General features: G+C 42.1%; 17 protein-coding genes. 16 read left to right on the top strand and 1 reads right to left on the bottom strand.

The annotated features are described in order from the left end of the window. Positions 1–238: 238 nt before the first annotated feature. Positions 239–607 carry a helix-turn-helix domain-containing protein gene (locus ACFINX_RS04795; RefSeq protein ID WP_375668400.1) on the bottom strand — a complete coding sequence of 123 codons (369 nt, stop codon included), beginning with the start codon at positions 605–607 and terminating at the stop codon, positions 239–241. A 793-nt stretch (positions 608–1,400) separates the two neighbouring features. On the opposite strand from ACFINX_RS04795, the gene ACFINX_RS04790 reads away from it, so the two are divergent. The 16 genes from ACFINX_RS04790 (at position 1,401) to ACFINX_RS04715 (ending at position 15,700) form a co-directional block, all read left to right on the top strand. Then, positions 1,401–1,730: a hypothetical protein gene (locus ACFINX_RS04790; RefSeq protein WP_375668399.1), complete on the top strand. Its 330-nt coding sequence runs from the start codon at positions 1,401–1,403 to the stop codon at positions 1,728–1,730. A 184-nt stretch (positions 1,731–1,914) separates the two neighbouring features. Continuing rightward, positions 1,915–2,046, top strand: a complete 132-nt coding sequence (locus ACFINX_RS04785; protein WP_375668398.1) for a hypothetical protein — start codon at positions 1,915–1,917, stop codon at positions 2,044–2,046. 165 nt (positions 2,047–2,211) lie between these two features. Continuing rightward, positions 2,212–2,343, top strand: a complete 132-nt coding sequence (locus ACFINX_RS04780) for a hypothetical protein (RefSeq protein ID WP_375611677.1) — start codon at positions 2,212–2,214, stop codon at positions 2,341–2,343. Positions 2,344–3,201: 858 nt separating this feature from the next. Beyond that, positions 3,202–4,563, top strand: coding sequence for a PBSX family phage terminase large subunit (locus ACFINX_RS04775; protein ID WP_375666393.1), 1,362 nt, complete (start codon positions 3,202–3,204; stop codon positions 4,561–4,563). Beyond that, positions 4,563–6,404 (top strand): portal protein, encoded by a 1,842-nt coding sequence (locus ACFINX_RS04770; RefSeq protein WP_375668397.1) that lies wholly within the window; start codon positions 4,563–4,565, stop codon positions 6,402–6,404. The genes ACFINX_RS04775 and ACFINX_RS04770 overlap by 1 nt, the downstream gene beginning before the upstream one ends. 69 nt (positions 6,405–6,473) lie before the next feature. Continuing rightward, on the top strand, positions 6,474–6,632 hold the full coding sequence (locus ACFINX_RS04765; RefSeq protein ID WP_375668396.1) for a hypothetical protein: 159 nt from the start codon (positions 6,474–6,476) through the stop codon (positions 6,630–6,632). Between the two features lie 340 nt (positions 6,633–6,972). After that, a complete protein-coding gene (locus tag ACFINX_RS04760; protein WP_375668395.1) occupies positions 6,973–7,746 on the top strand; it encodes a hypothetical protein in 774 nt (257 codons plus the stop codon). 241 nt (positions 7,747–7,987) lie between these two features. Further along, positions 7,988–9,106, top strand: coding sequence for a N4-gp56 family major capsid protein (locus ACFINX_RS04755; RefSeq protein WP_273791303.1), 1,119 nt, complete (start codon positions 7,988–7,990; stop codon positions 9,104–9,106). A gap of 83 nt (positions 9,107–9,189) precedes the next feature. Next, on the top strand, positions 9,190–9,885 hold the full coding sequence (locus tag ACFINX_RS04750) for a hypothetical protein (RefSeq protein WP_375611682.1): 696 nt from the start codon (positions 9,190–9,192) through the stop codon (positions 9,883–9,885). A 39-nt stretch (positions 9,886–9,924) separates the two neighbouring features. Continuing rightward, positions 9,925–10,101, top strand: coding sequence for a hypothetical protein (locus ACFINX_RS04745; protein WP_375668394.1), 177 nt, complete (start codon positions 9,925–9,927; stop codon positions 10,099–10,101). 80 nt (positions 10,102–10,181) lie between these two features. Further along, positions 10,182–10,307: a hypothetical protein gene (locus ACFINX_RS04740; protein WP_375668393.1), complete on the top strand. Its 126-nt coding sequence runs from the start codon at positions 10,182–10,184 to the stop codon at positions 10,305–10,307. A gap of 119 nt (positions 10,308–10,426) precedes the next feature. Further along, on the top strand, positions 10,427–11,890 hold the full coding sequence (locus ACFINX_RS04735; protein ID WP_375647466.1) for a hypothetical protein: 1,464 nt from the start codon (positions 10,427–10,429) through the stop codon (positions 11,888–11,890). 375 nt (positions 11,891–12,265) lie between these two features. Then, positions 12,266–12,718 carry a hypothetical protein gene (locus ACFINX_RS04730; protein ID WP_375651070.1) on the top strand — a complete coding sequence of 151 codons (453 nt, stop codon included), beginning with the start codon at positions 12,266–12,268 and terminating at the stop codon, positions 12,716–12,718. Continuing rightward, complete coding sequence (locus tag ACFINX_RS04725) at positions 12,715–13,854, top strand: tail fiber domain-containing protein (protein ID WP_375668392.1); 1,140 nt, start codon at positions 12,715–12,717, stop codon at positions 13,852–13,854. Before ACFINX_RS04730 ends, ACFINX_RS04725 begins: the two co-directional genes overlap by 4 nt. Continuing rightward, positions 13,851–14,855, top strand: coding sequence for a phage tail protein (locus tag ACFINX_RS04720; protein ID WP_375668391.1), 1,005 nt, complete (start codon positions 13,851–13,853; stop codon positions 14,853–14,855). The genes ACFINX_RS04725 and ACFINX_RS04720 overlap by 4 nt, the downstream gene beginning before the upstream one ends. A gap of 686 nt (positions 14,856–15,541) precedes the next feature. Then, positions 15,542–15,700, top strand: a complete 159-nt coding sequence (locus ACFINX_RS04715) for a hypothetical protein (protein WP_375668390.1) — start codon at positions 15,542–15,544, stop codon at positions 15,698–15,700. Positions 15,701–16,142: the final 442 nt, after the last annotated feature.

The raw sequence follows: 16,142 nt of genomic DNA, 5'->3' as shown, positions 1-16,142 counted from the left end.
TTGACATGGAATGTGGTCGGAGAACTAGGGGACGCATTTGTGAATGGAGCGGGGAAAGCTGGGATGAAGAGGGGTATAAATCGCGTTGACTGGAGAAAAGTGTGTGAGGGAATATTTTAGGGCAGCGCTTATCTGTCGTGTCTGATAAAATTGCCTTCTTTGAAGTGTCGTGATCTGAAGCTTATATTTTAAGGATGTTGGATATATTGGCGAGGGATGTTGATGGGTGTGCTTTTGTCTAATCAGAAATTAACCACAAAATTGCTTTTTGTTTTTTCGGCTGGAGCTCTCTAAAGTTTTTTAAAAGGGCGTATTCTTTTTCGCTATATGTGTCTTGATCGTGGTGTAAGGCATGTTCTTTTGTGGGAATATCTGCTGTTAAAAGATCCGCATAAAAAAAGTTCATAGGAACTGCTAGTTTTTTAGCAATTTCGAGCAAACACCCCGCGCTTACACGATTTAAACCTTTTTCGTATTTCTGGATTTGTTGGAAACTGACACCTAAATAGCTTCCTAATTCCTTTTGAGAAAGTCCCATTGAAATTCTTCTATGACGGATCTTTTTACCTATTGAAATGTCGTTGAAATGTGAATTTTTAGTTTGCACTTCAAGCTCCCCTCCGGTTGCGAGCGCCCTCGCATTGGTATTCCGGGAGTAGTAAAGTACTGAGCTCTAGTCAGCATTTTTGCTTTTAGTGCTTATCACACCTGGACATAGCAAAAACTCCCGGAATCCCGGGACACCCACAAAGTGGGTTCATTCTTACGCTAGAGCTTAGGGCTTTACTATCCCTTATTGATCGTTGCGTGGACGATCAAAATATCCTTTGAGTGATAAAGTAATTTCAAGGGATTGGCAAGAACAATTAAAAGATTTTCTAGTCTGTTATATTGTAAAATAGGGATGTTTGGGGGGGTGGTAATCTGATGTTAGTAGGGGAATTTACTGGGGAAGAGGTTGGATGATAGTTTAAAACCGGTGCGGGGTGGAAGCTTTATTCAGCAGAGGAAAATTTGCTTTTTGAAGTCGAATTGTAGATCAGAGCTTATCTGGCGTGTTTGATGAAACACCATTCTTTGAAGTGTGGGATAGCTATATGAAATAATCAGCAGGGGAATCTGATAGACGAGAAATCAGCTTGTTGACAGACCCGTGTTTACAGAACGGTGCGGGGTAGTGATTTGAGCGTTTCGTTTGGCTGCGTTCTGTAATGATGTAAAAGCGTAAAAATGTGAATCTGTAAAATTATGCGGAGGATTTGGGCTTTATGTGGGCTCTTGTCTTTTAGGGTGTGGTCTCATTTTTTATTGTTGATGGCTTGTTAAATTTTGTTGCTGATTTTCATGTCATTTTTTGTGTTTGAAGTATTGGTTTTTCTTTAGTTGGAAGGAACATGATGATGGTAGATGAACATTGTCTTCCCTTACGTCGAAAAGGGCGGAAAAAAACAACTTTGAATAAAACAACAAAGCGATTTAATGAAGCTCTTTTGACAGCCGCTGAGCAGGCTGGATATCACTATGGTGAGGATGGGCTGGTGTCTTATCTTCAATATCATGCGTTGAATAATCCTGTTCCTTTTTTTTCGCTGCTGGCAAAAGTCTTGCCTCTTCAGGTTACGGGAGAAGCAGGGGGAGATGTTAAAACAGTTTCGCGTATTGAGATTGTACCAGTGAATGCAAAAAATAGCGAACCGGAGAAGTGTGATACTTCGATAACTAAGGTTTGAAGAAGGAGCTGTGATGTTTGGGCATTTACTGGAGAGCAGAATATTTCGGTGGGAGATATTGGGGCTTCCTATGTCGAGATGCCGGCTTTTATGGGCGATGACAGAGGGGCGTGTGCTGAAGAGGTGATACCCGAGAGGTACAATGCTTAGGGGGTGTGGTTGTTATCTACTGTTTTGGATTTTTGTGAAGGTTTGGTCTTTTCTCGTTATTGAAGGTGTGGAGATATCAAAAACAGTTTCGCGGATTGAGATTGTGCCAGTGAATGCAAAAAATAGCGAACCGAAGAAGCTTGATCCTTTGGTCACTGAGGCTTGAAGTTATGAGAAAATATTGGGTTGGGCATATGATGTTTAAGGGATATTGTCTTTGAACGGGAATACTAGGTGTTTGTCTGAAAGCTTATGATTGAAATTGCGGTGAGGGGCTGAGTGCTTTAGGCATGTGAGCTGTGAAGTTGTTGGGCTTTGGTTGGGGGGATGCATGAGGACGTGGACTGGAGGAGACTTCGGTGCATATGGTGTTTTTTGGGGGTACATGGCGTCTGGGGTGGTCTGTTTGAAGAGGGGCCGGCAAGATGCTTTTATGGCGATGCGTGAGGGGCGCGATACCTGAAAGATGTTGGGGAGTGCTTGATGATATTTGCTGTTTTGGACATCTGGTGAAGATTTGGTTTTTTCTCGTTATTGAAGGTGTGGAGATGTTAAAGCAGTTTCGCGTATTGAGATTGTACCAGTGAATGCAAAAAATAGTGAACCGGAGAAGTGTGATACCTCGATAACTGAGGCTTGTGATATTGAAAAATGTTAGGCTGAGGTGGGTGATGTGGGGTGATGTCTTGCAAGGGGGCTGCTTTGGTGATTGCCTATCTTGAGGGGATTGAAGCGGAGGCTATCGTGCTTGTAGGCGCTCGTGATATTGGGAAGGGGCTTTGGTGAATGATGCCGTAAGGGCCCCCGTGTGCTGGAGGGAATTTGGTGCAGGGTATTTGTGTGGTGGATATGGAACAGTGTTTTGATGGGGGAGGGGCATGAAACTTGAGAGAAGTGTTATGCTTGCGGGATGCATGTGTTTTGGTGGGGGTATCTTGGGGGATAAAGTGTGAGGATTGGTGATGCTTGAGAGGCATGATATTGGAGGATGTTGGGCTTTGGATATGCCTGAGAGCCATGTGCTGAGGCTATGATTTGGTTGGGGGGATACCTTGCTTGTGGTTGGGGGATGACAGGCGCGGTGTTTGAGGGGGTGGGGCTTTTGTGCCTTGGGGGCTTGGGGCGCATAGGTGGGGTCAAGGGGATCTCATGCAAAAAAGTGAAATTTATTGAATATTAGGATGAAGAAAAGATAAAGCGCTGCTTTTGAGAAGGGCGTTTTTCGTTCAATTGCTCTTTTCGTTCAATTGCTCTGGGATCATTAAACTTGGGATAAGCAAAAGGGTGCAGCGCAATTATTGCTCAAGTATGAAAATTTATAATGACAACTGTTCAGAAAATTTCTCAAAAAATGGAGCAGAAAACGGCTCAAGTAGCTCTTATCCCAAAGCTTATTCCTGTTTTTACTGGAAATGCCGATGTGCGAGCTGCTTGGGGAGGACGCGGTTCTGGAAAAACACGTTCTTTTGCTTTGATGTCGGCCGTGGTGGGATATCGCCATGGAATGGCTGGAGAACGCGGGATTATTCTTTGTGCACGGCAATTTCAAAATTCTCTCAATGAAAGTTCTTTGGAAGAAATTAAACGCGCTATCGAAGCTTATCCTTTTTTACAAGATTATTATGAAATCGGCGATAAATATATTAAGTCAAAAGATGGACGGATCGTCTATGTGTTTGCTGGGCTTGATCGCAATATCGCAAGTATTAAATCAATGGGACGCGTTTTCCTTTGTTGGGTCGATGAAGCTGAGCCCGTGACAGAAAATGCTTGGCAAACACTTATTCCAACTTTGCGCGAAGAAGGAAAAGATTGGAATGCAGAATTATGGGTCACTTGGAACCCGTGCCATGAAAATGCACCCGTGGAAAAACGTTTCCGAAATGTCGATAATCCTCATATCAAAGGGGTGGAAATCAATTGGCGCGATAATCCGCAATTTCCTGAAAAACTCAATCGTGATCGTATGGACGATTTGCAGCAAAGACCAGAACAGTATAACCATATTTGGGAAGGCGAATATCTCCAGGCTATGCAAGGGGCTTATTATCAGAAATGTCTGCTGGAAGCCGAAATGGAAGGGCGGATTACCACTGTTCCACGGGATCCTTTGATGCAGGTGAGAATCTTTTGGGATATCGGGGGAACAGGCGCAAAGGCTGATGCTACCGCATTGTGGGTCGCGCAATTTGTTGGACGGGAAATCCGAGTGCTCGATTATTATGAAGCCCAAGGTCAACCTCTCTCAGAACATGTGGGCTGGGTCTTTCAAAGGGGATATGAAAAGGCTCTTATGGTTTTGCCTCATGATGGCGCAACAAAAGATCGTGTCTATAATGTGAGTTTTGAAAGTGCCCTTCAACAAGCCGGTTTTCAAACCAAAATAATTCCTAACCAAGGAACAGGCGCTGTTAAAATGCGTATCGAAGCCGTAAGGCGGTTGTTTCCTGCTCTATGGTTTAATCGTGAAACGACATCTGCCGGGAGAAAAGCGCTCGCCTGGTATCATGAAAAGCGTGATGAACAGCGCAATATCGGACTAGGCGCTGAACATGATTGGGCAAGCCATGGCGCCGATGCCTTTGGACTGATGTGTGTGGCTTATGAACAACCAAATGCTAGAGCGCAAAAAAAACCTTATCGCTCTTCTCACCATTCTCAAACTTCATGGATGGCTTTTTAATGAATAGTTCTACAAATTCTTCTTTTAATCAAATCGAAACGCTTGAAAATCAAGCTCTCTTTAAAAAACTCGTGGGATGGTATCAGGATGATATTACCCATGTCGAAAAATGGCGAAAAAATGCCCAAGAAGATTACGATTTTTATAATGGGCGGCAATGGAATGAGCAAGACCTTGCTGTCTTGCACGAACAAAACAGACCCGTGATGACTTTTAATCGTATTGCACCTTTAATTAATGCTGTCATCGGGGCTGAGCGCAATAATAAAAGGCAAGTCCAATTTATTCCACGACAAGAAGGCGCTGCCTTTGCAAACCAGATTCTGACAGGAGCAGCCGAATGGTTTCGTGATGAAGCTGACGGGGAATACGAAGATTCCGATGCCTTTCAAGATGCAATTATTTGCGGAATGGGCTGGACAGATACACGCCTTGATTATGAACAAGATCCGCAAGGAAAACCAGTCATTGCGCGGCTGGACCCTATGAAAATGGTGTGGGATGCTAGTGCTGTTAAGTCTAATCTCATTGATGCTCAACGCTTATGGTATATTGATGAAAAACCGCTTGCTGTGGCGCAGGAAATGTTTCCCAATGTTCATTGGAGCGATCTTCATGCTGATTGGGTTAAATATCAGAGCTTTTTACACCCAACCAGCAATGGAATGACACAAAATTATCAAGCAGAGGGAGGGGATCTGCTAGAGGGAGAAGAGGCAAGCTGTTATCAACGTCCTAAAATGGTGACATTGGCGGAATGTCGCTGGTTTGAACGCGAGGTGGTTTATAAAGTCCTTGAGCCTCAAAGTGGAAAATTTATCGATTATTCAGAGCAGGATTTCCAAAATTTAAGTAAAACCTTTCCGCATGTTCAAGCAACAAAATTGACCAGAAAAATTGTCAAACGAGCATTTTTGGGCAGAAAGCTGCTCGAGGCGCCTGATAAGCCCTTGGGGCCACCCAATCAATTGGGATGGGAGTGTATTACCGGTACTTTTGATAAGTTAAGCCGACAATTTTATGGACTGGTCAAGCCAACAAAAGATCCGCAACGGTGGGCAAATAAATATTTTAGTCAAGTGATGCATTTGCTCAATAGCCAATCAAAAGGCGGCATTATGGCAGAACGCGATGCTTTTGATGATGATCGACAAGCCGTCGAGAGTTGGGCTAGAGCCGATAGCATTACTTGGTTGAAAAGTGGGGCTGTGTCTGGCGGAAGAATCCAACCTAAACCCGTGGCGCAATTTCCGCAAGGTTTTTTTCAATTGTTTAATGAAGCAAAGAGCGCACTCGAACAGGTGACGGGGTTGTCTTCTGAATTTATTGGGACGCGAGCTGTCAATCAGCCTGGTATTCTTGAACAACAACGACGACAATCGTCACTTAATCTTTTGGCTTCCTTTTTTGATGGGTTGCGTCGATATCGGCAACGACAGGGAAAAATTATTCTCTATCTTATTCAAAATTATCTCTCCGATGGGCGGTTGGTGCGTATTGCTGGGGATGAAAATGCCCAGTATGTGCCGCTGACACGCGAAATGGTGACAAGCTTGGAATATGATATTGTCGTGGATGATGCGCCAACAAGTCTTAATGAAAAAGAGCGTACCTTTGCACTGATCATGCAATTGCTGCCTTTGATGCAAAATTTTGCAACACCTGAAATTATGCTCGATCTCTTACGCTATTCGCCTTTACCCGCTTCACTTATTCATAAAATTGCGATAAAGGCGCAAAACTCTTTTCAAGAAGAGCAAAATGCCTCAGCGCAGATGGGGGATAATGTGGGGACAGAACAGATAATGCAGATGTTGCAGACAGTAAAGGCTCAACAATAGGGTGCTTTGTCATGCGTGACTTCTGATAAACGCCATATATCATAAATTGCTTATCGATTTTTGTAGTGCATGGGCTCCCTTTTCTTAAAAGACCTGTTTTATAGGGCAGGATTGTTGGGAAAAGCAGGGTGGAGAGGGAGTTTTGCCGTCATGTGGGGTGATGGTGGGGAATGGTGGGCGCAGAATGGGCTTATCGATTTTCGTAATGCATGGGCTCCCTTTTCTTAAAAGAACTGTTTTGTAGGGCAGGACTGTTGGGAAAAGTAGGGTGGAGAGGGAGGCTTGCCCGTCATGTGGGGTGAAAACATGGTGGGGATGGTGAGCGCAGAATGGGCTTATCGATTTTCGTAGTGCATGGGCTCCCTTTTCTTAAAAGACCTGTTTTGTAGGGCAGGACTGTTGGGAAAAGTAGGGTGGAGAGGGGAGTTTTGCCGTCATGTGGGGTGGAGAGCATTGGGGGGAATACTGGTGCTCAAATGATGGGAGAACATTGAGGGGATAAGTGCTTATGGGCTGTTTTATCTGAAAAATTTGATTTTATTGTTAAAAAAAAGAGAAGGCTAATGTCATGGATCAAGAACACTTAACGCCGGCAGAACAAAACCAATTGAAACAAGATTTTCTGGTCTCAACACAAGAGGGAGAAGATGGTGAAATTGCAAGAGAAGAAAAAACTCTTGAAGATAATTTCCAAGGGCAAATGCATCAACAACAGGACTCTTCGCAAAAGGCTGGAAAAGAGGTTCAAGGGGGAGAAGATGCTCCACCAGATCCACAAAAAGACTTTATGGGCTATATGCAATGGTTGGGAAAAACACTCCAAAAACAAGGGCTTTTACATGAAAAACAACAACCTTCTCTGGCTCGCGAAGCAGAGCAGTTGCATGCATTTTTTCAGCAGTCTGTTGCCAGTGTTAAACAAAAGCATCATGATTTTGATCAAGCAGCTGATTTTATTTATGAAACGCGGGCTAAACAGTTGGCAGCTTGTGCTTCGCTCTATCCCGAGATGGCAGACCCAAAAAATATTGATGCGATAATTGGTGATGAGTTGAAGCAGATCTTGCGCGATTGTGCGCAAAAAAATCAAAACCCCGCTGAAGTGATTTACACGATTGCACAAAAAATTGGCTACACAAATGTTCCCAATAACATGGATGAAAATTTACAGGAAAGACACAATTCTGCGCGTACTCTTGCTGCTTATAACGGCTTGACTCCAAATGGGCCAATTTCTTTGGATATGCTTGATAAAATGTCAGAAGCAGAGTTTAGCGCTTGGGTTGCTGATCCTAAAAATAAAGCCGCTTTTAATCGTTTAATGGGGGGAAGAGAATTTTAAAAACAAGAATGTGGCAGGTGTTTTTTGCGGGAACGTTAAGAGGCTTTTAGCGCAGGAGAATGCGGGGGAATTTCTCAAACACGGATGTGGTGAGGAGAGCTCTTATAAGGAGGAGGCAGACGCTAACAGAAATTAGATAAAACTCACGAACAACCTATTCACCATTTGAAATGAAATGTGGTGTTTTAACAACCGGCGCTTTGCCGGGTTTTTTATGTCAATAAAACTTTTAGAGGACAAAATGACTGTAACTTATATCGGACTTAATGACCCAATGGCAGTGCGCACATGGTCTAAATTACTAAACCAAGAAGTCTCAAAAGCACTTCCAATTGCGCCGTTGATTGGAAATGATTCAAACAGTATCGTACAATTAAAAGATGAAACTACGAAAGCAAGTGGGGATGCTATTAGCTTTAATTTGCGTGTGCAGTTGCTAGGCGATGGGGTAAGCGAAGGGCAGACATTGGAAGGCAATGAAGAAGCTTTACAGTTTCTCAATGATCGCTTGGCAATTAATGAACTCGTTCATGCTGTGCGTGTCAAAAATGAGGGAACGATTGATCAACAACGAATTCTCCATGATTTGCGCACCGAGGCAAAAAATGGTTTGGTTGATTGGTATGCAGATCGTCTGAGTATGATGTTCTTCATTCAAGTTTGCGGGTATACCGCAAAAACAATTAACTTTGAAGGACGCACGATTACCCTTAAACCAGTTCATTATGGGTTTAATGCGCCAACGGCACCAACCAATAAACGTGTGGTACGTCCTAATGATAAAGCAAAAGATGAGGACTTAAAAGAAGACGATGTTTTTGATCTCAGCTTGATTGATAAAGCAGTTGAACGGGCTAAATTGGCAAATCCTAAAATTAGACCTGTGCGGATCGATGGGGAAAATGTTTATGTGCTTTATCTTCATCCAACCCAAGTGACACAATTGCGAACCAATACTGATGCGGGGCAATGGCTCGACATTACTAAGGCAATCTATAGTGGAAGTCGTATCAAAAATCCGCTCTATGATGGGTCTTTGGGCATGTATAATGGTGTGGTTTTGCGCGAAGCTGAACATATTACCGAAGGGGTCGAAGCTGGAACCGCTAACAAAGCTGTACCAAATGTGCGGCGGGCTGTTCTGCTTGGTGCGCAGAGTGCTGTGATTGCTTTTGGTAAAGATCGAGGGGCGACACGCTATAAATTGGTGGAGGAACTCTTCGACTATGAAAGAGAATTCGGGGTTGCGGCAAAAACCATTATTGGGATGAAAAAAACTTGCTTTACCTTGCCAGGAAGTACGCAAGGGGCTCAGGATTTTGGCACTATTGTCATTCCAACTTATGGAGCACCCGCTTAAAGCGAACGCTTGCTCTCTTCCCCCAACAAGAGGGATCTGTTGGGGGAAAAATTTAAAATGCTTCCAGAAACAAGGACAGGCTTATGACCACTTTATCCACTGATCCCCAAAATCTAAACCTTACACATTCAGACCATTCTAAAACTTTTGCTTATATGGTCGCGCTTATTCAAGATGAAATTGACGATACAACAGCGGAATATTCCCTGCAAATTCAAGATTCAATTTTTACGGCTTTGCGTTTGTGTGAACGCGAACCCTTTTTCTTTAATGAAAAAAGAGAAAGGACGTTTAAAACACAAAGTGGTAAAACATGGTATGGGCAAGAAGAAGGGGTTTTTATTGAAGCAGAAAAGAGTTTGGAGGGCGTCTTTTTAGTAACAAAGAGTGCAACACCAACAAAGTTGTTCTTTAAGCCCTTGGAAGTGTTGCATCAACAATATGGTATGCATCCTGCGCTAGGAACGCCATTCTTTTATACCTACCTTGATCAAAAAATAGGACTCTTTCCAACACCAGAACATCTGGAAGCTGTACAGCTTTCTTATGCTCCTGTTCATTTTGCCGATGAACAGCTGAAAGAGGATGATAACCCTTGGTTGATTTATGCTTTTGATCTTATTAAAGCACGGGCAAAATATGAATTGTATAAAAATATCCTTAAAGATCCTGAATATGCCGCCGTTTCTTTCAGAGATTTTCAAGAACAGCTTCAAGCTTTGCGTATTGAAACATCGCGCCGAAAAGGTTCTTCAAAAATTCGTCCAATGCGTTTTTAAAAGGCTTTTTTCGAAATCGTTTATGGCGGGCGTTGAAGGTTGGTTTGGCACTGCGGCTGGTTTGTCACTTATGGTTGGATGGGCGCGTTGGGTGTTGATGGTGAAGGGTTGGTGGATGGCGTTGGGGTGGCTATTATTGATGGTATCGTTTTTTTTGGTGCGTTAAACAACCTAAGGTTGTTTATTTTGTTGAATTTTATGCCTTTAGAGTTTTAAGGGCTTTTGTGGTTTTTTATCCATAAGCCTTGGTATTTTGAATGGCACTGAGCTTTTCAAAGATTTTATGGGGGCTTTTGATGGCTCTTTCCCCCGTCATTGTGGGGGGTGATTGCGGGCAGTTGATTTTGGTTTGGCGCTGGTGGATGGCGTTGGGGTGGCCATTATTGATGGTATCGTTTTTTTGGTGCATTAAACAACTTTAGGTTGTTTATTTTGTTGAATTTTATGCCTTTAGAGTTTTAAGGGCTTTTGTGGTTTTTTATCAATAAGCCTTGGTGTTTTGAATGGCACTGGGCTCTTCAAAGATTTTATGGGGGTCTTGATGGCTTTTTTCCCAATCGCTGATTATCGACCCGATGTGGCGGATATCAATGGAATTTTTACCGATGAACTTGTTAATGTGCTCCCGGCGGATGGCTCCTATATCCCTATGCCAAGTTTTGAGCCTTTATCAGAGCCTTGTCCGGAGCCAATCTTAGGCACTCTTGCGGTTAAAACAAAAAATGGGGTTTCTATTATTGTCGGGACAAGAGATAAAATCTACTTACTTGATAATACAACAATGAACTGGAAAGATATTAGCCAAAAAGGAAAACCTTATCTGGCTAATGTTGATGCTCCGTGGTCTTTTGCTTTGTTTGGTGATTTTATCATTGCTGTGAATGCCAATGATAAACCACAAGTGATTGATATTAATCATGATAAAACATTTAGAAATTTAGGAGGAAATCCACCACAGGCAGGGATTGTTCGAATCTGGGGAGATTTCGTTTGTTTGATGAAATTAACCGAAAATCCAAGACGGGTTCATTGGTCTGGATTAAATGATGCTGAATTTTGGACCGTGGGAAAAAAAAGTTGTGATTATCAAGATTTTCCTGATGGCGGATTCGTCCAAGGGGCAACGGAGACAACAAATCCAATTATCTTTATGCGTTCTGCAATCTATGCTGGTTCTTTTATTCCTGGCTCTAAGATTATTTTTAGTTTCCAAAAAATCCACGATAAACGAGGCGCAAAAAATGCTGAATCAATTGTTTGTAGAGGCGATTTAGCATTCTTTGCCGATGAGGGCGGGTTTTATCAAATAACAAATGAGGGACAGATTATACCCATTGGGTTCGAAAAAGTCGATCGAACGATGACCGCAAAATCAAGGAAGGATAATCTGTACACTCTGTCTGCTGCTATCGATGGGGTGTATAATCGTGTTTATTGGATGGTTGATTCTGATGAGAACCTTCATAAACGTATCTTGCTCATTTATGATTGGGGATTGCAAAAATGGACAAAAGCTCTCGTCGATATCAAAATGATATTGCCTATTTTCTTAGCCGGAACAACCCTAGAAGGTCTTGATTTTGTGACTAAGAATATTGACGATTTGTCCTTTTCTCTTGATAGTAAAGCTTGGAAAAATGAATCGCCTATTCTGGGGGCATTTGATCAACAGGGGAGACTGGGTTCGTTTTCTGGGGGTCCTATGGCTTGTGTCGTGACATCACAAGAAATGGGGCAGACAAATGGCATGATAACACGGGTGAAAAATATTATGCCTCAAGTCAATAGTGGAAAGTTTTATTTGTCTGTGGGAATGCGCTTTCGACAATCTCTTGAAGAGGAAACTGTTTGGTTGCCAGAAAAACAGCCCTCTTATAATACTGGACAAATTCACTGTCGTGCAAGGGCACGGTTTTATCGCTTTAAATTGCGTATTCCTGAAGGGGTGAATTGGACTCATGTCACTGGATTTGATGTGGAATTGACGCGGGCCGGCATGCGATAGGCATGCCCTTTTGTAATACCATGCGATAGGCTCAAGCCTCTATTATTAAAGAACAAATGCCCCATAGGCTTCCCAAACCTTTATAAACAAAGGCACAATGCGATAAGCTGTGTCTTTATAATATGAAGAACAAGGTGGTGCGTTATGTTTCATGCTTTTCTGCGATAAAGGAAAAATAGGCTGCACCATGGTTTCTATAAAGTAGGAATGGCGTATTCCCTATTTCTTGTTACAAGGGATGATGGGGAATTCTTTTTTGTTGTGGTGTCTCTCTTCTTCTTTTTGAAAGTTGTGCGGTAAGCACGAACGCGTGAAGTACGTATGGGGATGCGTATTGCTCAAAGAGGGGGTGACAAAGCTAAAAGAGCCCAAATTATGATGCTTGAGAGTCAAGGTTTATATTCTGCTCATCTGACAGAGCAGTGGCCATGGGGAAAAATAGCTCCCTATCAAGAGGCACTCAATGCTGCATTGAAAAAATATGCGCAGCGCTTTCCGGATGATGTTTGTCTGGAAAAAATTGCTGAAGAAATCGCTACAGGACAAGCACAATTGTGGCTGGTCTTAAAAAATAAAATCCAATTTAGTGCTTTTGCAATTACCAAAGTTGAAATAACCCATACGGGAAAAAAATGCGTCGTTCTCTCAGATCTTGCGGGAGAGGGAGGGCTGAAATTGGTCAAGTTGATTGATGAAGTCGAAAAATGGGCGCGAACAATCAATGCGGACGAAATGCACATGTTTGGAAGAACTGGATGGGCGAAAAAGCTCGCTCATCACGGATATTCTCGTAATCTTATTCAATATAGAAAGGTTCTGGGTTCATGAGTAGAAAAAAAACACCTCAAGTGCAGACAACAACACAAACAAATGCACCACCCGCTTGGGCTGCTGATATTCTTAAACAAGCCAGTGCTAACGCGCTTGGACTTTATAATAAAGGAATTGGCGGAAACGTTTATCAGGGAGAGAGAGTTGCCGGTCTTAGCGATATGACAAAAAATGCGCTAACTGGTTTACAACAAGCAGCTGGGCTCTATAATAATCCAACGGTAACGCAATGGTTGAATGCACCAACCAACAGCGCTACAAATCTTTCCGGTATGGCTAAGGGAAGCTGGATTGGAAGCAATAGTAAATTTAATACTGCATTGCAAAATGCTCTGAATAAAACGTCCGATGCAATTAATCAATCGATGTCGGGAGCAGGACGTTATGGCTCTGGAGCTCATACTGGTGTGCTGGCCGATGAGTTAGGCGCCTTGGCAACAAATGCTGCGGTACAGCAGTATAATCAAGATATTAATAATATGATGAACGCGAACCAGATGATTGATCGCTCTCAGCAGGATCAGGTTAATGCAGCAAATAGCTATTATCAAGGACAGAGTAACGTGCAAAGCAATGCTTTGAAAGGGGGCATGATTCAAGATATAAACCGCCAAAATGTCTTAGATGCTGAACGCCAAAAATGGTCAGAAAAAGATAATCAAGATTGGAACCGATTGCAAAGCTTGTTACAGGTAGGGACACAGGCTGCTGGAAATTACGGAACGACTTCAGGAAAATCCACGACAATGCCTTCTGTGACAAAAGATCCATTGCGTGATGCGCAGCAAGTACTTGGATTGGTCGGAGGAATTTTAGGGCTTTGTGATGTGAGAGCAAAAGAAAATATTATCCCTGTGGGGCAGAAAAAGGGATATCCACTTTATACCTTTAATTATAAGGGAAATCCACAACGTTATCAGGGCGTTATGGCGCAAGACGTGTTGCGTGTGAACCCTGAAGCTGTTTATGTCAATGCGAAAACAAAGTTATTGCATGTTGATTATGACAAAATAGGCCTGAAAATGGAAAAAATGAAAATGGAGAAAATGCCGGCATCTAAAAATAAAATTGCGGCTTTCTTTTCTTCATTTTTTGCTCGTTTTCCCTTTTTGAAAAAAGAGTATCTTCTATGAGCTCGATTTATGATTGGTCAATTGTTGCATCAGAAAATGCTTATGTCGACGAGAATATAAACTGGGCAGAAGGGCAACCGCCAAGCACAGTCAATGATAGTGCTCGCGCTATGATGCAACGCATCAAAGAATATTTGTTGGATAATGGGGGCGGGATTGAAACACAGTTTACTGTCGATGTGAAAAATGAGAGAACGTCACTTCGTTTGGCAACAAAGTCTTTTTTTGAGACTTATATGGATGGCATTGTTGTGCGCTTTAAAGCACAAGGCGTCAACAGAGGAATAACAAATATTTCTTTAAATCAATTGCCGCCAAGACCAACTTATATGGCAACGCCAGAGGGTATTATGCCTTTAAAGGGCGGGGAAATTCAAAAAGGGGGGCTTTATGAAGTCGTCTATACGCGTGATATTGCCGGAAAAAATGCTGATGGCTGGTTTTTAACCAATCCTACTATAAAACTTCCTGAAATTCCGCCCTTTCCTCCTTTGCCTGAAACTTTTTCTTCTGGATTTATCGGGACTTTTGCTACAGAAAAAATACCCTCTGGATGGTTACTGTGTGATGGTAAAGAATATTCGCGAAGGAACTATGCTAATCTCTTTGCTGTTCTGGGAGAAACATGGGGAAAAGGAAACGGGAGAACAACATTCAATGTTCCCGATTTGCGTGGAATGTTTTTACGGGGGCTCGATAGTGGAAAAGAAATTGATAAAGGACGTCGCTTGGGAAGCCGACAAGAAGAGTCTTTTCAATCCCATACCCATGAGGGAAAAACAGATTCAACAGGTAACCACCAGCATAGTTATCCAATGATTGAAGAGGTAGTTTGGGATATGAATCACGGTGAATATTATAGAAATCTGGCTCAAATTTACAATAAAAATTTGTTGACAGGTCCTGCGGGAGAGCATGAACATAAGGTCTTGTTGCAAAAAACAGGGGGAGATGAAACACGTCCTGTCAATGTGGCGGTGGTTTATGCTGTCAAAGCCTGAGAATGAAAGCTGTGTGAGAGAAAGATAAAAATGCTTGCAAAATGTTTGTTATGAAAAAAAGTCTTATTGAATATAAAGTCTTATAGAATATATTGTGCAGAAAGTTTTGAGGCGCTTTAGAAAAAAAACTCAACTCTCTTTATTCTTTTATTTTTTGTGCTGCCTTTGTTGGATGCCTAAAGGTGAGTTTACCTATTGTTCTTTAGAGGATCAAGACAGTGATTATTAAAGGTAGGGAAAGAACAAAAAAAATTTCTTTATTCATGGCGTTTTTTGCTGAGGAATAAAGATTTTATCCCAAATGCCTCTCTCTTGTGGTATCGTGATCCATTGTTTCAAGTGCTGGGTTTAAACCGCTGCTGTGCGATGACAAAAAGCCCCTAGATAATTTTATCCTATTATAGCGTAAATACCGTCATTAAAACACTATTATTGAAGCTGGTGATATCAGTAAGATAGCTTAAAGTATTTAATACATTAGCAACTGTTCTGGGGAGGATTTGCTTGGTTAAGTATTATGCAAGTGAATCATATAAATAATGAGCAGATATGGAGCTCCTTCAGAGGAGTTGGATTGTTTACAAACCGATGTGGGGCTAAAACCTTTGTCCTTTGAGGGTGGTGGAAAGAGGTCAACGGATATGTTTATTTAAAGCGAGAAAAAGCAAAATGGAGCACTCCCTTTTTTGGCAAAGCGTGTAGGAAAAAAGCCACTCTTTGTTTTCAAAATGGGTGCACTGTTGGCAAGAGCAGCAGGTTGGCGATGCGTTGTAGTACATGGTGAGGCATTGAACCCTCTGAGATGGCATTTTGTGTTTATCAGGCAACTTCTTGAAACGGGATGAGAGTGATACGAGAAAAATCTATAAGACAATAGTTTGTTCCGTTGTGTTGTAAAATACCATTGTTTGAGATGTGGTTAAAATTTTATGCATGGGGTGTTTTTCATCTGTGCGTATTCCTAACGCAGCATTTTTTTGTAGAATAACTCTGGACAGGGGATACATTACAAGGATGCATTTGAAGGGGGAAGCCAAGTCAAATCTGTTAGATAAGAAGCCAGATTGTTTACAAACCATTGTTTATTGATTGCCATTATTTAAAGACCGGTGTGGGCTTTGTCCTTTTGGGAAAGGTTGATACAGCATGCAAGGTGACATGCATTTCTCTTTGGTTTTAGGTGGTAAAATCATCATTTTAGGTGGAAAACAGAGTATAATCTAAAAAAATACCTTGTAAAAATTTTCGATGAGGAATTTTTTTTCAAAAGCTTTTCATATGGTTGTC

It is taken from the genome of Bartonella sp. AP36NXGY (assembly GCF_042195865.1).
Lineage (GTDB): Bacteria > Pseudomonadota > Alphaproteobacteria > Rhizobiales > Rhizobiaceae > Bartonella.
Note: the sequence above shows the minus strand (reverse complement) of the source record. Positions and strands in the feature narration are given on the sequence as shown.